This window comes from Roseibium sp. SCP15, from assembly GCF_040329435.1.
Lineage (GTDB): Bacteria > Pseudomonadota > Alphaproteobacteria > Rhizobiales > Stappiaceae > Roseibium.
Genome location: NZ_JBDZYI010000003.1, coordinates 1,150,008 through 1,168,946 on the forward strand (window position 1 = coordinate 1,150,008; position 18,939 = coordinate 1,168,946).

Below are 18,939 nucleotides of genomic sequence, written 5' to 3' on the forward strand. Positions count from 1 at the left end.
AATGAGCCATGGCCGAATTGGCTGGCGACGTTTCGGGCGCGGCATCGCTGCTGCCTCCCGTATTCGATGATGCGTGTGAACTGAACGCAATCCCCCGTGACTTCGAGACCTGGCCCGTACACGAGCCCCACTCCGGTGGAAATCTGGACGCGGTTCGAGCAAGTTTGAGAGCCGCTGCATGTCATGGGGCTTGGAACTGGCCGGACAAGCCAGTGGTATTCGTGTCCGACCCGCACGCAGATGCAGACGGTTTTTTACGCTCGCTCGTAACAGCAGGTGTCGTTCGCCGAAGCTCCGGGAGACTTTCACTGACCCCATTCGGGAGAACTGCCAAGATTGTGGTTGGCGGCGATTGCCTGGACAAGGGCCCCTCAAATCTCGACATGCTGGATGCATTGCGGGACCTGATAGACAGCGGTACCGATCTGCATCTTCTGGCAGGCAATCATGACTTGAGGCTGCGGTTGGCAATCAGGGCACTGACCTTGCCAAGATCAACGTTGACTGAGCATCTGTTTGTCCGCATGGGCCGAAAGATCCTTCCGCTTCTGCGCGAGGTGAGAACCCGATTTGTCACAGCTGCGGATCTCGCAAAGGTCCCTGACGAAAGGACCTGCCGCGAACGGATTTTCCCTTCAAAAGGATGGAGCAAGGCTTTTCCGGCTGAAGCCGCAGCTTACTTGACGTCGGCCGGCATCGAAAAAGAGTTGCGAAAGCTGAAGAAGAAAAAGAAACAGTTCGCCAGACAGGCGGCAGCTGAAAATCTTTCCATGCGCGAGGTTTATGCTGCTGCCTTGCGCTGCAGCGATCTCTTTCTGGCGTCGGGCGGGGCTTACAACTGGTTCTATTCCTCGATGGACGTTGTGACGCGGATCGGCTCCCTGTTGTTTGTGCATGCCGGAATCGATGACGCGATGTGCACCTTGCTTTCCGAAGACGGTGCCGATGCGGTGAACAGCCGTTACAGACGGGAAGCGGAAAAGGACCCCTTTGCGTTTTACACCGGTCCCGTCGCAAACCTCGTGCGCACAAAATACCGGCCTGCGGACCTGTGTCTCACAGAGGACGGGGTATGTCGTCTGCATCAAAACGGCATCAAGATGATTGTCCAGGGTCACGTAAACAATCATCGCGGCCAACGGATCCTCTCCAAGAATGGACTGTTGCATCTTGAAGGTGATGTCACTTTGGACCGAACATCACGACTGTTGGAAGGACTACCTGGTATCGGCGCTGGTGCCACAATGATTTTTCCTTCCGGAGATGTTGTAGGCTTGAGTTCAGACTATCCAAAGGCCAAACATTTCAAGCCTGAACAACATTTTTGAGAGGGGCACAATGCATAACGGTGACGGCAGCTTTCGCCATGAATCGATTCAGAGTCGCAAGTCGATCAAGGCATTGCTGGAAGCGGTAACCAAGGGAATCGGCAAAGGCGAATTGACCTTGGGTGACGGTGAAGACGAACTGGTGATGGAACCAGGCGGATTGATCACGCTCCGTGTCCGGGCCGACCGATCCAACGGTTCCAACCGCATCGACTTGCGAATGACCTGGACCGAAACAGCAGAAACGCCGGCGAAGAAAGGCGATCTGAAGGTGCGTTGACCTTCGCGCTTGTCAGGAAAGCCGGCTCCCGGCCCGATGTTTGTCTCGCCAGCAAATTACCCGGCGCGACGAACGTCACCCTTGTCACCACCTTCAACAAGATTTGTCGACCGGCAGACAGCGGAAACTCACGCGATTTTGAGAGGCCCCGAAATGCAATCGGACACGGCAATTGTTGTCTTGATCGGGGTGATTTCGGCAGAAAACGGGCTTTTTCCGGCCCTTATAGTCCCATCCTCAGGTTAGTTCACCAGATGCATCAACGCTGGACCAGTGCCAATTTCCCCCTTGCAACATATGACCAGGGTAATAATCTATTAACCATTGCAGTCTTTTGTACAACTTCCACGAAATGATATTCGGGTTAGGACGTTAGATGATGCTGCTCGTGTTCGGCCTCGGCATTGGTATTTATCTTTTGATCGCTTTGGCTTTTTTCACGTTAAGTGCAATGGAACTGATCGAAACCGGCCAAGGCAAACTCAGTTCGTTGCTGATTGCTTTTCTGACGGCGGTTCTTTGGCCAGTCACGCTGGTTTCCGTATCTCTGGTACTCTGCGTCTCAAAGCTCGGTGACGCAATGGTTGGCAAGAAACGTTCCTTGCAGACCCGTGTTCCGTGAAAATCTGACGTTTTCCACTTGCCCGTGGTGAAGATCAACCGGAAGCCGCCGCTGCCTGTTCAGCCAGGAACCGGCAACGCCCCCTAGTCTCTTCAAAGCGCTTCTATTTGACTGGATCTGGTTTGATCGCGATCCGGCACATCAACCTGAGCTGACCGGCCTCGAATTGTCGGCGCTGAAGCAGACGATCAGGCCAGCGATTCCAAGTATCTACCATACTGGGTTTTGCCAAAGATCTTTGCGTGTTCAAGCAATTGGGCCCTGTCGATCCACCCATTGTTGAAAGCGATCTCTTCCGGGCAACCTGACTGCATTCCCTGGCGTACGGAAAGAGTTCGGACAAAGTTGCCCGCATCGAGAAGGGATTCGTGTGTTCCGGTATCCAGCCAGGCAAACCCACGCCCCAGACGTTCCACGTTCAGCGTGCCTTCGTGTAGATAACTTTCCAGGAGCGTCACGATTTCAAGTTCACCGCGCGCAGACGGCTTCACTTCCCTCGCACGCCGCGGAGCGTCGCCATCAAGGAAATAAAGCCCGGTGACCGCATAGTTAGACGGTGGGACTTCCGGTTTTTCGATGATTTCCTCGGCCAGCCCGTCCTGGTCGAATTTCACGACACCATATCGCTCGGGATCGGAAACGTGGTAACCGAAGACCGTACCGCCCGTCTGGCGTTGGTCCGCTGAAGCCAGCACTTCCGGCAAGCCGTGACCAAAGAATATGTTGTCTCCCAACACCATTGTCGACGGTGCGCCATCCAGAAAGTCTTCGGCCAGGATATATGCCTGCGCCAACCCATCCGGGGACGGTTGCTCGACATATTCGATGCGCATGCCCCACTGGCTGCCATCACCCAGTAATCGCTTGAATTGCGGCTGATCAGCAGGTGTCGTGATGATTACAATTTCCCGTATTCCAGTCAGCATCAGAACGGAAAGCGGATAATAGATCATCGGCTTGTCATAGATCGGCATCAACTGCTTGGACACAGCCATTGTAAGGGGAAACAATCTGGTGCCGGAGCCCCCGGCGAGAATGATACCTTTGCGCTCAGTCATGAAATTGCGTCCAGTTTAAGCAAAGTGTTGGTTACGGCGGTCTTCCAATCAGGACGTTCAAGACCAAAAACGGATAGAGAACTGCAATCCAGCCTGGAATTCGCCGGACGAGCAGCGGGCGTTGGGTACTCAGAAGTCGGAATGTCCTCAACCACGACGCCTCGTTCGGCTTGCCTGAAAATTTCACGGGCAAAATCAGCCCAGCTCACATCCGGAGCGCCCGAAATGTGATAAACGCCGGATTTCGTCGGATCGTTCTGAAGTGTCTGCACGATTTTCACACAGGCTTCGGCAATTGCCCTGGCCGGTGTCGGTCCTCCGACCTGATCTCCCACGATCTTCAATTGGTCGCGCGTTTCGGAAAGCCGCAGCATTGTTTTCAGAAAATTTGCGCCATGGTCGGAAAACACCCAGCTTGTCCGCAAGATGGCAAATGTCGCCCCTGTGCCGCAGATCGCTTGTTCGCCGGCCAGTTTGCTCCGCCCGTAGGCGCTCAGGGGGTCGGGAGCAGCCTCCGGCAAGAATGCCCTTTCTCCCTGGCCGTCAAACACATAGTCCGTAGAGATATGGACCAGGGGCACCTCTAGCCTGCAGGCAGCTTTGGCCATCTCCGCCGGCGCTTCCGCATTGATCCTGAGGGCGTTCTCTTCCTCCTGCTCGGCCTTGTCGACTGCAGTATAGGCAGCGGCGTTTATGATGCCTTCCGGACGCAGTGCCTCGATTTTCGCGCACAGGTCGGTTTCCGTCAGAAGATCGACCTCGCCACGCCCCCAGAAAACGGCGTCCGGCAACAGAGACTTCAGTTCGCTGGCGACTTGCCCGGAAGACCCGAAAACAAGAATCATTGCGCAGCATCCACCTTGGTACCGAGACGTTCTCCGACGCCGCTGCGTGACTGCAATTTGCGCCACCAAGGCTCATTGTCCAGATACCACTGAACCGTGCGCTTCAGACCTTCCTCGACACTGACACTCGGGCGCCAGCCAAGCTCTTCTCGAACCCGCGCCGGATCGATCGAGTAACGCTGATCGTGGCCCGGCCGATCTTCCACGAAAGTGATCTGATCGGCATAAGATCCCGCAGTTTTCGGGCGTTTCTCGTCTAGGATCGCACAGATCGAATTTACCAGATCGATGTTACGTCTCTCGTTCTCACCGCCAATATTGTAGCAACGACCGTTTTGTCCTTTGCTGAGAACAAGCAACAGGGCGTCAGCATGGTCTTCGACATATAGCCAGTCCCGAACGTTCTCGCCATTCCCATAAACGGGAATGCTTTTGCCAGCCAATGCATTCAAAATGACAACGGGAATAAGCTTCTCGGGGAAGTGATACGGACCATAGTTGTTTGAGCAATTGGTGAGAACTATGGGCAAGCCATATGTCTCGTGCCATGCACGGACCAAGTGGTCAGAAGCTGCTTTTGAAGCAGAGTAAGGACTGCGCGGATCGTATGGGGTGTTCTCGGTGAAATAGCCTGTCTCTCCCAGAGAGCCGAAGACTTCATCAGTCGAAACATGATGGAATTTGAACGTCTCGGGCTTCCCGCGTTGTTCCCAATAGTGTCGCGCCACTTCCAGCAAATTGAAGGTGCCGCCGATATTCGTATCGATAAAATCCGACGGGCCATCAATGGAACGATCAACGTGGCTTTCCGCCGCGAGATGCATCACGGCGTCCGGCTGGTGCGCTTCGAAAATGCGCATCAAGGCTTCCTTGTCCCGAATATCGGCTTGTTCGAAAGCGTAGCGAGGGTCTCCGCTGACCGTTGCTACATTGTCAAGGCAAGCCGCATAGGTCAGCGCATCAACATTCACGACGCTCAGTCCGCGCCGGATCGCCGTTCTGATCACGGCTGATCCAATGAAACCTGCGCCTCCAGTAACAAGAATTTTCATGAAATCCCTCAGATCGAAAAAGGTGTCTTAAAATCTGCGAGCGCTGGTGCCACGGCGTCTTTTTCAGACAAGACCGGGTCTGCAATAGATAGTGGCCACTCGATCCCGCAACTGTCCCAACGAACGGCTCCGTCACATTCCGGAGCGTAAAAGTCGGTGCACTTGTAGATAATTTCACTGTTTTCTTCCAGGGTCATGAACCCATGGAGAAAGCCTTCCGGCACAAACAATTGTCTTCCATTGTCAAAGCTGAGCTCAACTCCAAACCAGTTTCCGTAAGTGGATGAGCCTTTCCTTATGTCGACAGCGACATCAAATATTCGACCGTGACCGCACCGCACGAGCTTGGCTTGAGCATGAGGCGGAGCTTGAAAGTGCAGCCCTCTGACTGTGCCCTTCGTGGCGCTCAACGAATGATTGTCCTGAACAAATTCTGCTTCGATACCATGCTTGGCGAATGTGCGTTTGTTCCAGCTTTCGGAAAAGAAGCCTCGCTGATCCCCAAACCTCTTGGGCTGGATCAATAAAACGCCCGGCAAAGCAGTTTCTTCGACAATCATTTGTTCTCCATCCAAGCAACAATGCCGGTCAAATATGAATCTTCGACAATTGGCAAACGTAATCTGTTCTGCTTCAACGCAACGATCTCAACGACCTGCCACCGGTGCCCAATCCTGACAGCGTGATCGCGTCTTCCCGCTCCGCTCCGCGCCGCTCGATCAGTCGCGTCAATACGCTCCCCAGCTTTGCCATTCAAATAGCAACAAGTTGATGTTGATGTAAGCAGAAGCAGAATTGATAACTGGAAAAACTGGCAGATTGGTAAACTCGGTAACTGCCGGGCATCCGTCCAGGCTGGCCACCCAAAATCACACTGTTCCGTATTCGCGATCGATTATTCCCCCGAATCGAACACCTTGTTCGCCACTCGATGATTGCCCTGCACTTTTTCGCAGGGCATCGAAAGGATCAAATACACCTATCAAGACACACCTCTCGCCAAGTTAAACTCAAGAAAAATGCAAAAATATATTTGCTGCTCACCTAATAAATCCGCCTCCTCAAATCACTTACTGCATTAATAATCCAAATTTAAGTCAAAATTTAACAATGAAATGCTCACGAAACCTCCCTTAATTATGTTTAAAAATGTATTAAAAATGGATTTTTCGGTAAACGACTGAATTTCTTATGGAACAAATTCCAACAAGCTACTTGGGAAAATTTACACCTCGAAAAACACCATTGAAAAATTAAACAATCATGACCCAGTCTTCTCCTCGCAACAACGTAAGTTTTGGCCAAACTCATCATCATCGGCAATTTCGTTCGGTAAATCATCAATATTATTTAGAATATTTCTTCTAGAAATAAAAAAATACCAAATAGATACACAATCTATATTTTTGTTCACATAAATGAAACAAACAAACAAGCCGATTTTCCAGCATTTCAACTAGCGAAAAATTTGAAGTTGCATTAACCTTATTTATCGTTTAACGTCCCATTAACTAAATTTATGAAGATAGAAAATTTTGTTAGTGACCTAAATGCAAACAACAACTCACTGACCCAAAAAACTTGAACTTGACGTTTTTAAGTAAGTTTTCAAAGAGTTTCAGAAATGAGCGATGAAGTTTATAGCTTAGATAATGCTGAGTTGCGGAACTCAGCACGATACTCAAGCAACTCAACAGTTTTAAACGTTGCCAAAAGAGCTTTCGATCTTCTTGGCGCGACACTTGGAATAATTCTTCTTTCACCGTTACTTCTGTGCCTTGCGATTGCGATCAAGGCAACAAGTAAAGGACCAATCCTGTTCAAGCAAAAGCGGTATGGGTTGAACAATATTATGTTCACAACCTACAAATTCCGCTCGATGTACCTGGACCGGTGCGATCAAACAGGTGTGCAGCAGACAGTCAAAGATGACCCGCGTATTACACGCGTTGGCAATTTTCTACGCCGCAGCAACTTTGATGAATTGCCTCAGTTGATCAACGTCCTGAAAGGCGAGATGTCAATTGTCGGACCTCGTCCTCATGTCCCCGGAATGCTGGCAAACGGGGTACCATACGAAGATTTTGACCCTCGCTACCTAAGCAGGCACCAGGTAAAGCCGGGCATTACCGGCCTGGCACAGGTCAACGGTTTTCGCGGTGAAACCAAGAATGCCTACGCTGCTTCCATGCGACTGCATTTCGATTTGGAATACATTCGCACACGTTCCATGACGCTTGACCTGAAGATCATAGTGAACACGATCATCAAGGAATTTTTCAAAGGCAACGGGTACTGATCGTGGAATTCAACTGCTTGGATTGAGTGCTGCCGGGTTTGTGCCGATCTATTCCCGGCAGTCTTGTCACACAGGAAGCCCGGAGTGGACACTACCTGACATGTACAAACACCTGCGAAGGCCAGGCTGTTTCGCCAAACCACAGAGCCCCTACCGGCAATTCTTCGGATGACAGGATTACCAGCAGCAAAACGGAAACAATCGCGACCAGTTGGCACTGGTCACACCTATTGAGGCTGGACAAGAGTACTTGTCCCGAAAAATGTATGCCGGAATGGCTTCGCTGCCTCATTTTGCCCTCGCCAATACGTCACAAGAGACCCTCTGCCCGTCTCGCGCGCGACCACGGGAAAACAGAAGGTGTCATGGAATGCTTTTCGTTGGACTTGCCTTTGGAGCCGGTTTCCTTTTGGCGACTGACTTCGCCGCCGCTACAACGCCAATCCCACCCAAACGTGAGACGCCACAGCAACAGGTAGAAGCGTCTGCCCCTCTCCTCCCCGAGAACACACGATTGTTGTCAGTGGGACTTGAGGCCGTGGACGGCAAGAACTTCACAAAGTCGTTAAAGATCCGAGAGCAACTGACACCGGGTTCTGTTGAACACAAGGCCTTGACCTGGGCAATCGCATCAGAGAGCGCACCGGCTGTTTCCAGTTTCGAACTGGCTGAGTTCATAAGCGAACTCGACGGCTGGCCCATGCAGGCCCGTATGCGAACGAATTATGAGCGCGCCTTTCTCAACGATCGCCCGACGGCCAAGGCAGTTATTGCCGAATTTGAAAAGAACAAGCCGGTAAGCAATTACGCGGTGGTATCTCTGGCACGGGCCTATCTTCAGGCAGATCAATCTGAAAAGGCGGAAAGCCTCATTCGCACCTGGTGGCCGGAAGCAAGGCTGAGCTCCAAGCAGCAGGCCCGGTACGCCGAAAAATTCAAGTCCGTTCTTGAAGCATCAGACCATAAATTGCGCATGGACACGCTGCTCTATGAAGGCAAGACCAGACTTGCGCTCCGGATGTCCGCCCTGGCCAAGGCCGAGAGCCTTGCCAAAGGCCGTGCCGCTGTCGTCAACAAGCGTTCGGATGCTGCGCGATCGCTCGGCAAGGTACATGAAAGCTGGACAGACGATCCCGGTTTTCAGTTCAGCAAGATCCTGCATGCACGGCGAAAGGGCCAATACGAAACCGCAGCAACGCTGCTGCGCAAAACCCCGTATGACCCGGACGTTCTGGTCAACCCGGACAAGTGGTGGGTGGAACGCCGGATCGTGTCACGTGAAATGCTGGAACGCGGCAAGGCCATACAAGCCTATGTTCTGGCTGCGGCCCATAGCGCAACCGGCCATATCGCCGTTGCCGACGCGGAGTTTCATGCTGGCTGGTTTGCCCTGCGGTTCCTTGAAAAGCCCGAGGCCGCAGAAGAACACTTCGCTGCCGTCAAGGAAATCACCACCACCCCAATCAGTCAGTCCAGAGCTCTCTACTGGCTTGGCCGGGCGGCGGAAGCGGATGAACGTCCTGAAGATGCCGCCAGATATTTTGAGCAGGCCGCTGAATATCCCGGAACCTTTTATGGTCAACTGGCACATGAACGCCTGGGGCGTCCCGAATTGGAGTTGCGGAAGGTCTCCATTTCCCACCAAGACCGCAAGGCCTTCAGTTCCAACATACTCGCCAGGGCGATAACCGAGTTTGAAAACATTGGTGATCAGAAGCGGGCAGCAAGGCTGTACCGCCATCTGGCAAAAACACTTACCGATCCGGCTCATCTCCGGCTGCTCGCTTTGCGGCTTGAGCTGCAAGACAAGCACAACTCGGTCCTGATGGTCGGCAAGTCGGCATTCAATCGAGGTATCCAGATTGAAAAACTTGCGTTCCCGACAGGAGCCATCCCGCAGGAAATGGTACAGTCTACCCCCGATCTGGCGATGATGTACGCCATAGCCAGACAGGAAAGTGCCTTCAGGGTAGACGCAATTTCACCGGTCGGGGCCATGGGTCTGCTGCAGGTCATGCCGAAAACAGCCCGGGCGATGGCCAAGGAACTCGAGTTGCCATATAGCAAGAACGCGCTTCTGCGCGATCCCGGGCTGAATGCAGCAATTGGAGCGGCCTATTTTCATGAGCAACTGGACCATTGGAACGGTTCCTACGTGTTGACGCTGGCGGCCTACAACGCAGGCCCCGGCCGCGTTCAAGACTGGCTCAAACGGTTCGGCGACCCGCGCGGGAAGAGTACGGACGAAATTGTCGACTGGATCGAGAGCATCCCGTTTCCGGAAACCCGGAACTATGTCATGCGGGTCATGGAAGGCTATCAGGTTTACAAAACCCGACTTTCTCAGCAACCGCTGCAACTTGAAGAAGACCTGGCTGCAGGCAGCTGAGAACATTCCCGGGCAGACCAGGTTGACCTCGGTGAATCACCTTTCCGCTGCTTGAAGATCAGGACAGCTGCGTTCGATCAGATATGTGTCCTCTTGAAGCTCGCAGGTGTTGTCCCTGTCCACCGCTTGAACGCGACGGAGAAGGCTGCCTGGTCGGCAAAATCAAGAAGAAAGGCGACCTGCGCAATACTGTCCTCTCCCAGAAGCATGCGTTTGGCCATGTCGCATCGGGCAGTGTCGGCAAGCAGTTTGTAACTGGTTCCTTCATCGGAGAGACGACGGGTAAGCGTACGCCGTGTCATGCAGAGCTCTGCTGCCACTTCGTCACCACTTGGCAGGTGCCCCGGTAATCGCGAAAAGACCAGCTTGGCAACTTTCTCCGATACGCCGTTCATATTCTGCGGCATCTGCCGAAGACGCTCCTCCCCGTGTTCAAGAAGGTGGTCAAGCAATGCCGGGTCAGCCGTCGGGATTGGATAGGCCAATCCGTTTGGGGGCAATTGCAGACCATTGAATGATTGCCCGGCTTCGATTTCACATCCGGCAATCTGGGACAGTTGCTCGCAATGCTCATGATCGCCGCACTTCAGGAGCAGGGACAGCTCACCGAAATCCGGTCCCGCGATCTGCCTGGTTCTCTTGTACATTCCGAACATCAGGAATTCAGTATGTCTGGGGAATTCCTTTGCTCCCAGCATGCCACTGTCGAGGACGACGATAGGCCCCTTGGCACCTTCCTTTGCCGCAAACTTCATGTGCGGGTCTTCCAGCGCGTAGTACCTTTGCGCAAGCTGGAGAACCTGACCCAGAGTCCTGCTTGCACGGGCCAGATAAGCCAGAAGCGTTTTTGATCCTTGCGTCGATAGCCCGGCACGCGCGGCAAATGTCTTGTCGGACAGAGCCTGGCAAGCCATCTCCACGACCCTCGCCTCATCAATCAGCTTGATTCTGCTGTCCATCGTCGTGAGGACGTCCGGATCGATCCCCACTTCCCCGAGGACATCGGCGAACGGCACCGTGACTGCCGGTTCGCTCTCATACACCCGCGCAAGATGCTTTAGCCTGTAGGCGCTGATCCGCGGCACGCTGCTGCTCCTCATTCCTGGCCTGGCATCAGTTTCAGCTCAATCGCCGGTCAATATTGCCCGATTGTCCAGAACAAAAAAACACGTGGCCAGAAGCCTAAAGAACGACCTCTGCTTTTTTCTTAATTCTGCAGCATCAGCAAACGGTGCTGCCGGGGAGGCAGCCAAAACCCAGAAAGCAAAGGATAATCGCTGTGAAATCGATCGTTTTGCCGGTCCTGCTGCTGGTCGGCACCATGACAACCAAAGCTGCCGCGAGCAGCGGAAACCCGCGATGGTGGGTCCAGCCCGGACAGGATGACTTTTATTCCCATGTCGGATTGGTCGTCTTCTTCCTGGCCATTTACCTGATCATGCATCTCTATGCACGCTTCGACCACTATGCGGAGCGCCTGGCCAAGGGAACACCGCTGCGCACCACCGTGCCCGTGATGCTCACCGTCGCCCTTGCATACGAGATCATGCCGGCACTCGCTCACTTCAGCATTCTCCTGCCGGCAGCTCTGATTGCCACTGCCATCGCACGAGACTTCATGCTCTGGTGGCGCCCCGGACACGAGGAGCTGGCCAAATGATCGAGATTCTCGTCACTTCGTTTCCATTCGTGTTCAGGGTGATCTACCTGAAATGGCGAGGCATGCCTGTCACGCTCTACAGTGTCCACACGGCATTGTTCATGTGGTTCATTCTTGCGCTGATCGTGTTCTTCGCAGTCTTTTACTACTACCCCAAGTCCCATACCGGACTGGTCCCGTTCCGAACTGTCCCGGTGGTTGCCGAAAACGGCGGCACTGTCACCGAGGTTTTCGTCAAGGGTGGTGATCACGTAAAGGTTGGAGATCCGCTCTTTGCCGTTGAAAACTCGACTGAGCTTGCAAAGGTCGAGTATGCCGAGCGCAAGGTAGGCGAGATAGATGCTGCAATCGATGCAGCTCTTCTGGAAGTCGACACTGCCGAGGCCGCGCTGGATGCTGCCGAAGCTTCCCTGAAACAGGCTGAGACCACCCTTGAGGATCATCGCGAATTGCAGGCACGTGGCTCAGCGGCGTTCCAGCCGAGCCAACTGGAGCGCGCTATCTCGCAGCGAGACACCCGGTCAGCGGAGGTTGAGGCTTCAAAGAGCCAACTGGCAGCGGCAAAGGTTCAGGCGGCTGCTGTTCTTCCCGCACAGCTTGAAAGTGCCAGGACATCTCTGAAGCAGGCTGAAATCGAACTTGAAAAGACACGCGTTCACAGCTTTGTCGACGGGACGGTTGAGCAGGTTACCTTGAGCATCGGGTCACGAGCTGCCCAGGCCGCGATGAGCCCGGCGATGGTGATCATCCCAGACCGGAGCACAAGGGAAAGTTCCCGGATCGTAGCTGGATTTTCGCAGGTGTCCCGCACCGAGCTCTACGAAGGCATGGCCGCTGAAATTGCTTGCGAAAGCAACTTCAACATCGGTATGCGCAACACAGTGCTGCCTGCTCGGATCACAAGAATCCAGAAGCCCATTTCTTCCGGTCAGATGGCCCCGAGCGGGCGTCTCATGGAACCGTCGGAACGCGTCAAACGCGGACAGATCGTAGCCCATCTCGATCTTGTCCACCCTGAACACGCAGAACTTCTGGTTCCCGGCAGCGGCTGCATCGTCCAGGCCTATACCACGGGGCTCAAGGGTTCGATGGAAGGCACAATGACCTCCCATGTCATCGAGGCGATGGGAATTATCAAGGCCGTCGGCCTGCGCATCAAAGCCTGGCTGGGATTGGCATCAGGCATCGGCCTGACAGGCAGCAGCCACTGATCCCGACGAGCATCTCACAAAACCGAACGTCAAACCGGAAACAGAATTCTTCCGAGCCTTGGGCCTGGCACGCAGTTGAAATCCAAGCCAGGTGCCGAAAGCCCCGGAAGCTGACCCGAAGAGACTGGAAAACACCAGCTCTTCAACTTCAACCGACCGCAGTCTCAACAACAGCTCTCAGGCTGCGGTCCTTTACTGAAAAGGAAAAGTACAATGAAAGCCAAGATCCTCACCATCGCCGCAGTCGCATTCTCCATCGGATATGCAGGCGAAATTGACTTCAACTCCGCCGAAAACGGTTCTCCCCTTTCTCTTTCCATGGGCAAGGCAGAGGCACAAACCGCCTCCCAGAACACGGCGCGGCGAACCGCTCGCAGAACCTCTCGCCGCGTCAACCGCCGGCAGTCCATTTCAGGCTGCACACCTTACAACGCCTATTACAATTGCGGTGGCGTCTACTATCAGGCCGTCGTTGAAAACGGAACAACCGTCTACGTCGTCGTCAATCCTTGACCCCGGCCGCTCCAGCCTCTTGTCACATCTGTGACAGGAGGCTGGCCGAGCCTGTTCATGACCTGGCGCGGCTCAGACCGGACTGGTGCTGCTGCGAAGGGTCAACGCCATAGTAAAGGCCGACGACATGTTCCGCTTCGGCAAAGAACAGCCAGCGGGAAGCAAAAGTCCCCACCATATAGAACAGGATTGCGATACCCGTCGTCGCTACATTGACCGGGAACAGTGCAAGGATCGCAAAGGGCAACAACACCATCCCGGCAAAGGCGATCAACCGAAGTTTCTGAGCGTGTTTCCGCCCGACAACATGCACCATCTCCTTCATGAGATAGTTGGTTCCCGTATGCGGCGGCTCGAACAGGCGAACAGCTCCCTTGTCGCCCAGTCCTGTCGCACTTCCGATCGAATGTCCGCGCTCCTCAAACCGCCGATCCCCCAAAATCCATGCGAAAAGCTGTGCAACTCCGGCACAGACAAGCAGAAGCAATGCAGCCGGCACCTGTTGCGCCAGAATGGCGCCTCCAGCAAGAGAAAGCGTCAGGAAGTGAACCGGTGTTATCCAGTGGTTCCACCTGGGAACCGTCTTCAGCTGCGTGTAGATCATGGCAGTGGCAAGCACAGTCGCCACTGATAACGCTGCGCCGAGCCACCCGAAAATCTTCGGTGAAAAGCCGAGGAACACGGCACAAAAACCAAAGACAGCCATAGCGACAAGCGCTGCTGTAGACAGCCAGGCTTCACGTGAGAGCCAGCTGGTTTTCCATTGCGTGAATGCCTTCAGGGCCCGTTGAGGATTGCCGAGGTGAAACGTCGATGCCACGAGCCCTGCGATTGCCAGTGCGAAGGCAAGAGCAAAATAGAAGAACGCCGACCAGCCTGACACTTGCGGGAAACCGAGTCCGAGGAATGCCAACAAGCCAAAACCGAGACCCGACAGGACGGTAAAAATGATAACGGAAGGTGCCGGATGCATCAGAGCGCCTCCAGTGCTTTGTCCAGCCAACCGAGAAAGCCCTTGGGCTCCTCTGCGACAGGTTTCAGGAGAGGTGAAAGCACATCCGTGTCAATGAGCTGATCCTTCGGCCTCGGCGGCAAGTATTTGTTGGTCGGTTTTGTGCCCTGCTCCGGCATCAGGTCGAAGCCGCCGCGCTCGGCAACCAGTCTTGAAACATTGCTGGCAGGATCCGCCAGGTCACCGAAATGCCGGGCTCCTGCCGGACAGGTTCGAACACAGGCAGGAACGCGATCTTCCTCCGGCAAGTTTTCATTGTAAATCCTGTCGACGCAAAGCGTACATTTCTTCATGACGCCTGCGGCTAGGTCCAGCTCGCGCGCGCCGTAGGGACAAGACCAGGCGCACAGGCCGCATCCGATACAGGCATCTTCTTCAACCAGAACAATGCCGTCTTCCTGTCTTTTGTAACTCGCTCCCGTCGGGCACACGGTGACGCAAGGCGCATCGTCGCAATGAAGGCAGGATTTCGGGAAGTGAACGGTCTGACTGCATCCGCCGTTTTGAGGCTCGACCTCATAGGCGTGCACCCTGTTCAGAAACGTGCCGACCGGATTGCTTCCGTAGGCATTGGTGTCGCTCAGAGGTTCGCCGTAGTTCTCCGTGTTCCAGCCCTTGCAGGCGGTCACACAGGCATGACACCCGACGCAGGTGTCCAGGTCGATGACAAGACCTAGCTTCTTTTCGGTTGTTTGCGGCAGCTGGGTCATTTGCTCACCTTCTGACGAACCACGTTCGGTCCCTTTCCGACCGGTGACACCTGAGCGTTGAACACGGGCTGGCTTTCCTCCGGAGGCTCAGCCTTTTCAATCCTCACGCGAAGATCAAACCAGGCGGCCTGCCCGGTAACCGGATCGGAATTCGCCCACCTCAGACCATCGCCCTTGGAAGGCAACAACTCGTGGATCAGGTGGTTCAACAGGAACCCCTTGGTCGCTTCGGGCGCATCTTCATCAAGCGCCCAGGCCCCTTTACGCTTGCCGATGGCATTCCAGGTCCAGACCGTGTTGTCATTCAGCCCGGCCATGTGAGCAACCGGCACGATGATTTCACCATGAACCGATGTGACCCTCGCCCAATCGCCGTCTTCAAACCCGTTTTCCGTCCAGATCTTCGTCGGAACATAGAGCGGATTATGACCATGGATTTGCCGTAACCAGGCATTCTGACTGCCCCAGGAGTGATACATGGCCATGGGGCGCTGTGTCAGGGCATGGACCGGATAGGCTTCGTGATCCACCAGGCTCTCTTCAAGGCCTGGATACCAGACCGGCAACGGGTCGAGACACTCGATAATCTGCTGCCGCAGATGATCGGGCGGTTGCCGCTCTCCATGACCTTCAGCGGCCAGCTGAAAGCGCCGCAGAGGCTCGGAATAAAGCTGAAAGAGATACGGCTGCGGCTTGTCGTAGAACCCGAGACCGACGGCCCAATCCTGATAAGCATTGTTCCACGGCTTGTAGAACGCCGCCTCGTCCGGAACGTGTTCCACGAAGAAACTGCCGTTCTCAATGTATTTCTTCAACTGGTCGGGGTTGACGTCGCCCCGGCCGGTTTTGGTTCCATCGCCGCGGAAGCCGGCAAGCGGTCCAATGCCGGGTCGGCGCTGGTGATTGACCATATAGTCGGCATAGTCTTCGTAAAGCGGCTCTCCGCTGTCATCGACAAAGCCGGGCAGCCCCAGTCTGGAGCCGAGATCAATCAGGACAGACTGGAAACCACGAACGTCCCTGTCAGGCTCGATCACCGGCCAGCGGATCGCATCTGCCGCAGCTTCCGCTTCGCAGATCGGCCGATCCAGCAACGAAATACAGTCATGGCGTTCCAGATAGGTCGCATCCGGCAGGATAAGGTCCGCATAAGCCACCATCTCGGAGGAGTATGCATCGGAATAGATGATGCGCGGGATGACATAGTCCCCGTTCTCGTCCTTGTCCGTCAGCATGTCCATGACACCGCGCGTGTTCATGGACGAGTTCCAGGCCATATTGGCCATATAAAGGAACAGGGTGTCGATCTTGTAGGGATCACCGGCATGGGCATTGGAAATGACCATGTGCATCAACCCATGGGCCGAAAGCGGATTTTCCCAGGTAAAAGCCTTGTCGATCCGCGCTGGTGTTCCGTCTTCCTTCAGCGCCAGATCTGCCGGGCTGCGTACGAACCCCAGGTGCGGCCCGTCGAGCGGGCAATCGGGCTTGGAGTGACAGTGGGGCGTCGGGTGCGCTTCAACCGGCTTCGGATAAGGCGGCTTGAAGCGGAAACCGCCTGGAACCTCGACCGTGCCGAGAAGGATCTGAAGGACATGCAGCGCACGACAGGTCTGAAAGCCGTTGGAGTGCGCAGAGATCCCCCGCATCGCGTGAAAACTGACCGGTCTGCCGGTCATTTTTTCATGCCGTTCTCCGCGGAAATCCGTCCAGGGCTGGTCAAGTTCGAAAGCCTCTTCGAAGGCGACACGAGCAAGCTCTGCGGCAATGGCCTTGATGCGACCCGGCTTGATGCCGCATTTTTCCGAAACGGCTTCCGGACTGTATTCGTCCGAGAGAAAACGCTCGGCAAGATGCTGGAAGACGGTCCGATGTGTCACCCCATCGATCTCAACACTCGCCGCCAGATCTGGTTTCACACCAGCTTCATCAAACGTCTTGAGTGTTCCTGAGTGACGATCCTTCACAAGCGGCTTGCCGTCGTCATTGCGCAGCAGAAGCCCCTCTTCCGGCGACCCTTTTGTTTCGTTCAAAAGGCATGGCGCATTGGTGAACCTGGCAAGATACTGCAGATCGATCTTGCCGGCCTTGAGCAGCAGATGAATGAGCGCGGAAATAAACAACCCGTCGGTTCCGGGCGTGATGCCGACCCATTCGTCGGCGATCGCGTTGTAGCCCGAGCGGATCGGGTTGACGCCGATGACCTTGCCACCGCGGGACTTCAGCTTGCCAAGCCCCATCTTGATCGGGTTGGAGTCGTGGTCTTCCGCAACACCAAAAATCATGAACAGCTTGGTGCGGTCCCAATCCGGCTGACCGAATTCCCAGAAAGCGCCTCCCATCGTGTAGATGCCGGCAGTCGCCATGTTCACCGAACAGAAGCCACCATGGGCGGCATAGTTCGGGGTACCGAAATTCTGGGCCCAGAAACTGGTGAAACTCTGCGACTGATCGCGTCCTGTAAAGAACGCCAGTTTTTCCGGTGCAGATTTGCGGATCGGTTCCAGCCAGGAAGTCGCAAGCTCCAGCGCTTCGTCCCAGGAGATTTCCTCAAACTCTCCCGAACCGCGCGGTCCCTTGCGCTTGAGTGGTGCCCGCAGCCTGGACGGCGCATTGACCTGCATGATGCCGGAAGAGCCCTTGGCACACAAAACACCCTTGTTGACGGGATGATCCCGGTTGCCCTCGATGTAGGCAACCTTGCCATCTTTCATATGCACGTTGATCCCGCAGCGGCAGGCGCACATGTAACAGGTCGTCTTGCGAACCTCGTCCGACACCTTTGGCGACGTATCAAGCATCCGGTCGACGCCAGCCATCAATGTCCCTCCATCAGAGACATGGCATTTCGTGCAATCATCTCTTCCTCCTCCGCTGGCACAATCCACGCTGTTACGCGTGACGCATCGCTGTGCAGCCCTGGTGAGCCAGCCTCGTTGGCCTTTGGGTCCACGTCAATGCCAAGCCAGTCCAATCCCTCAAGTATTCGCGCCCGCGTCTGCGCGTCGTTTTCGCCAATCCCGCCTGTAAACGCGATCGCATCCAATCCTCCCATGGCGGCGATCATCGAGCCTGCGTGGCGTATGGCCCAGTAACAGAAATGCTCGATAGCAAAGCGTGATTGGTCGGTTTCAAGCGATCTCAGCTTGCGCATGTCGGAATGTCCTCCGAGCGCAAGAAGACCGCTTTCCTTGTTGAGTATCTGCGACGTCCTCTCCGCACCGTGATCGGCTACCATCTTGAGCACAACATTGCCGTCAATCGAACCGCATCGGGTTCCCATCGTCAGGCCTTCAAGAGGCGAGTACCCCATAGTGGTGGCAACTGACTTGCCATGCTGAATGGCACACAGACTGGCACCATTTCCAAGATGCAGCGCCAGCACCCTGTCCGGGATGTTTTCACCAGAAATACCGGGAAGCTTGTGCACCAGGCTTTCATAGGAAATGCCATGGAACCCATACCGTTCCAGACCAGCCAGGGTCTCGGCTTCGGGAATGGCATACCGCCTTGCAACGGGTGGATTGTCAGCGTGAAATGCGGTGTCGAAACTCACACATTGCGGCAGGTCGGGCGCCACTTCGGCGACGGCACGGATGGCGGCAAGATTATGCGGATTGTGCAGCGGCGCCAATGGAACGCAGCGTTCAATTTCTTCAAGAACGTTCTCGGTCACCCTGCACGGTGCCTGGAGGTATCTGCCTCCATGCACCACTCTGTGCGCAGCTGCGGTGAGCCGGGAAAGGTCGATGCCCTTCCCTTCCAACGCCTTGAAGATCGCCTTCAGGGCCTGAACATGGTTGGAAAGCGGCATCTCGACACCGCTTCCATCCACAATCAGACTGGAAGCGCCGCCGATTTCGACGGCACTTCCTGAAGTTTTTTTCGACAAGTCTGCTGCGAACAGCGCGAATTTGATCGAGGACGATCCTGAATTCAGGACCAGTATTTCGTCCATAA

17 protein-coding genes are annotated in these 18,939 nt (G+C 54.8%); 8 read left to right on the forward strand and 9 right to left on the reverse strand.

Translation table 11 applies throughout. The features are described from left to right. Positions 1-8: 8 nt before the first annotated feature. The 3 genes from ABLO27_RS19375 (at position 9) to ABLO27_RS19385 (ending at position 2,230) form a co-directional block, all read left to right on the forward strand. Positions 9-1,328 (forward strand): metallophosphoesterase, encoded by a 1,320-nt coding sequence (locus tag ABLO27_RS19375; RefSeq protein ID WP_353034857.1) that lies wholly within the window; start codon positions 9-11, stop codon positions 1,326-1,328. 10 nt (positions 1,329-1,338) lie between these two features. Continuing rightward, the gene (locus ABLO27_RS19380; RefSeq protein WP_353034859.1) at positions 1,339-1,608 is read left to right on the forward strand and encodes an amphi-Trp domain-containing protein; all 270 of its coding nucleotides are present in this window, start codon (positions 1,339-1,341) and stop codon (positions 1,606-1,608) included. Positions 1,609-1,984: 376 nt separating this feature from the next. Then, positions 1,985-2,230, forward strand: a complete 246-nt coding sequence (locus ABLO27_RS19385; RefSeq protein ID WP_353034861.1) for a hypothetical protein — start codon at positions 1,985-1,987, stop codon at positions 2,228-2,230. A 188-nt stretch (positions 2,231-2,418) separates the two neighbouring features. Here the strand turns inward: ABLO27_RS19385 and rfbA are convergent, their stop codons facing one another. The 4 genes from rfbA to rfbC are packed head-to-tail and all read right to left on the reverse strand — an operon-like array spanning position 2,419 to position 5,745. Then, positions 2,419-3,288 (reverse strand): glucose-1-phosphate thymidylyltransferase RfbA, encoded by an 870-nt coding sequence (rfbA, locus tag ABLO27_RS19390; RefSeq protein WP_353034863.1) that lies wholly within the window; start codon positions 3,286-3,288, stop codon positions 2,419-2,421. Continuing rightward, positions 3,285-4,133, reverse strand: a complete 849-nt coding sequence (rfbD, locus tag ABLO27_RS19395; protein WP_353034865.1) for a dTDP-4-dehydrorhamnose reductase — start codon at positions 4,131-4,133, stop codon at positions 3,285-3,287. Before rfbD ends, rfbA begins: the two co-directional genes overlap by 4 nt. Further along, positions 4,130-5,185 carry a dTDP-glucose 4,6-dehydratase gene (gene rfbB / locus ABLO27_RS19400; protein ID WP_353034867.1) on the reverse strand — a complete coding sequence of 352 codons (1,056 nt, stop codon included), beginning with the start codon at positions 5,183-5,185 and terminating at the stop codon, positions 4,130-4,132. The genes rfbD and rfbB overlap by 4 nt, the downstream gene beginning before the upstream one ends. Before the next feature lie 8 nt (positions 5,186-5,193). Then, positions 5,194-5,745 carry a dTDP-4-dehydrorhamnose 3,5-epimerase gene (gene rfbC, locus ABLO27_RS19405; RefSeq protein ID WP_353034869.1) on the reverse strand — a complete coding sequence of 184 codons (552 nt, stop codon included), beginning with the start codon at positions 5,743-5,745 and terminating at the stop codon, positions 5,194-5,196. 1,064 nt (positions 5,746-6,809) lie between these two features. Here rfbC and ABLO27_RS19410 point away from each other — a divergent pair. Together ABLO27_RS19410 and ABLO27_RS19415 are read left to right on the forward strand one after the other, a co-directional pair. Then, on the forward strand, positions 6,810-7,484 hold the full coding sequence (locus tag ABLO27_RS19410) for a sugar transferase (protein WP_353034871.1): 675 nt from the start codon (positions 6,810-6,812) through the stop codon (positions 7,482-7,484). Positions 7,485-7,854: 370 nt separating this feature from the next. Beyond that, entirely contained in the window at positions 7,855-9,873 is a 2,019-nt protein-coding gene (locus ABLO27_RS19415) for a lytic transglycosylase domain-containing protein (protein WP_353034873.1), read from the forward strand. A 77-nt stretch (positions 9,874-9,950) separates the two neighbouring features. On the opposite strand, the gene ABLO27_RS19420 is transcribed toward ABLO27_RS19415, so the two are convergent. Then, positions 9,951-10,958: a helix-turn-helix domain-containing protein gene (locus ABLO27_RS19420; protein ID WP_353034875.1), complete on the reverse strand. Its 1,008-nt coding sequence runs from the start codon at positions 10,956-10,958 to the stop codon at positions 9,951-9,953. A gap of 194 nt (positions 10,959-11,152) precedes the next feature. Between ABLO27_RS19420 and ABLO27_RS19425 the strand changes: the two genes are divergently transcribed. The 3 genes from ABLO27_RS19425 (at position 11,153) to ABLO27_RS19435 (ending at position 13,257) form a co-directional block, all read left to right on the forward strand. Next, positions 11,153-11,533: a hypothetical protein gene (locus tag ABLO27_RS19425; protein WP_353034877.1), complete on the forward strand. Its 381-nt coding sequence runs from the start codon at positions 11,153-11,155 to the stop codon at positions 11,531-11,533. Next, complete coding sequence (locus tag ABLO27_RS19430) at positions 11,530-12,744, forward strand: HlyD family secretion protein (protein WP_353034879.1); 1,215 nt, start codon at positions 11,530-11,532, stop codon at positions 12,742-12,744. Before ABLO27_RS19425 ends, ABLO27_RS19430 begins: the two co-directional genes overlap by 4 nt. A 213-nt stretch (positions 12,745-12,957) precedes the next feature. Next, positions 12,958-13,257: a hypothetical protein gene (locus ABLO27_RS19435; RefSeq protein WP_353034881.1), complete on the forward strand. Its 300-nt coding sequence runs from the start codon at positions 12,958-12,960 to the stop codon at positions 13,255-13,257. A gap of 55 nt (positions 13,258-13,312) precedes the next feature. Here the strand turns inward: ABLO27_RS19435 and ABLO27_RS19440 are convergent, their stop codons facing one another. The 4 genes from ABLO27_RS19440 to ABLO27_RS19455 are packed head-to-tail and all read right to left on the reverse strand — an operon-like array spanning position 13,313 to position 18,937. Continuing rightward, positions 13,313-14,230 (reverse strand): dimethyl sulfoxide reductase anchor subunit family protein, encoded by a 918-nt coding sequence (locus ABLO27_RS19440; protein ID WP_353034883.1) that lies wholly within the window; start codon positions 14,228-14,230, stop codon positions 13,313-13,315. Then, a complete protein-coding gene (locus ABLO27_RS19445) occupies positions 14,230-14,979 on the reverse strand; it encodes a 4Fe-4S dicluster domain-containing protein (protein WP_353034884.1) in 750 nt (249 codons plus the stop codon). Before ABLO27_RS19445 ends, ABLO27_RS19440 begins: the two co-directional genes overlap by 1 nt. Continuing rightward, the gene (locus ABLO27_RS19450) at positions 14,976-17,798 is read right to left on the reverse strand and encodes a molybdopterin oxidoreductase family protein (RefSeq protein ID WP_353034886.1); all 2,823 of its coding nucleotides are present in this window, start codon (positions 17,796-17,798) and stop codon (positions 14,976-14,978) included. Before ABLO27_RS19450 ends, ABLO27_RS19445 begins: the two co-directional genes overlap by 4 nt. Next, complete coding sequence (locus ABLO27_RS19455) at positions 17,798-18,937, reverse strand: acetate/propionate family kinase (protein ID WP_353034888.1); 1,140 nt, start codon at positions 18,935-18,937, stop codon at positions 17,798-17,800. The genes ABLO27_RS19450 and ABLO27_RS19455 overlap by 1 nt, the downstream gene beginning before the upstream one ends. Positions 18,938-18,939 lie beyond the last annotated feature (2 nt).

Excerpts from the sequence above, each read along its gene's own strand:
- rfbA (WP_353034863.1), bottom strand. The coding sequence starts at position 3,288 with ATGACTGAGCGCAAAGGTATCATTCTCGCCGGGGGCTCCGGCACCAGA.
- ABLO27_RS19380 (WP_353034859.1), top strand. The coding sequence starts at position 1,339 with ATGCATAACGGTGACGGCAGCTTTCGCCATGAATCGATTCAGAGTCGC.
- ABLO27_RS19415 (WP_353034873.1), top strand. The coding sequence starts at position 7,855 with ATGCTTTTCGTTGGACTTGCCTTTGGAGCCGGTTTCCTTTTGGCGACT.
- ABLO27_RS19435 (WP_353034881.1), top strand. The coding sequence starts at position 12,958 with ATGAAAGCCAAGATCCTCACCATCGCCGCAGTCGCATTCTCCATCGGA.
- ABLO27_RS19455 (WP_353034888.1), bottom strand. The coding sequence starts at position 18,937 with ATGGACGAAATACTGGTCCTGAATTCAGGATCGTCCTCGATCAAATTC.
- ABLO27_RS19440 (WP_353034883.1), bottom strand. The coding sequence starts at position 14,230 with ATGCATCCGGCACCTTCCGTTATCATTTTTACCGTCCTGTCGGGTCTC.
- ABLO27_RS19385 (WP_353034861.1), top strand. The coding sequence starts at position 1,985 with ATGATGCTGCTCGTGTTCGGCCTCGGCATTGGTATTTATCTTTTGATC.
- rfbB (WP_353034867.1), bottom strand. The coding sequence starts at position 5,185 with ATGAAAATTCTTGTTACTGGAGGCGCAGGTTTCATTGGATCAGCCGTG.
- ABLO27_RS19410 (WP_353034871.1), top strand. The coding sequence starts at position 6,810 with ATGAGCGATGAAGTTTATAGCTTAGATAATGCTGAGTTGCGGAACTCA.
- rfbD (WP_353034865.1), bottom strand. The coding sequence starts at position 4,133 with ATGATTCTTGTTTTCGGGTCTTCCGGGCAAGTCGCCAGCGAACTGAAG.
- ABLO27_RS19450 (WP_353034886.1), bottom strand. The coding sequence starts at position 17,798 with ATGGCTGGCGTCGACCGGATGCTTGATACGTCGCCAAAGGTGTCGGAC.
- ABLO27_RS19430 (WP_353034879.1), top strand. The coding sequence starts at position 11,530 with ATGATCGAGATTCTCGTCACTTCGTTTCCATTCGTGTTCAGGGTGATC.
- ABLO27_RS19445 (WP_353034884.1), bottom strand. The coding sequence starts at position 14,979 with ATGACCCAGCTGCCGCAAACAACCGAAAAGAAGCTAGGTCTTGTCATC.
- rfbC (WP_353034869.1), bottom strand. The coding sequence starts at position 5,745 with ATGATTGTCGAAGAAACTGCTTTGCCGGGCGTTTTATTGATCCAGCCC.
- ABLO27_RS19375 (WP_353034857.1), top strand. The coding sequence starts at position 9 with ATGGCCGAATTGGCTGGCGACGTTTCGGGCGCGGCATCGCTGCTGCCT.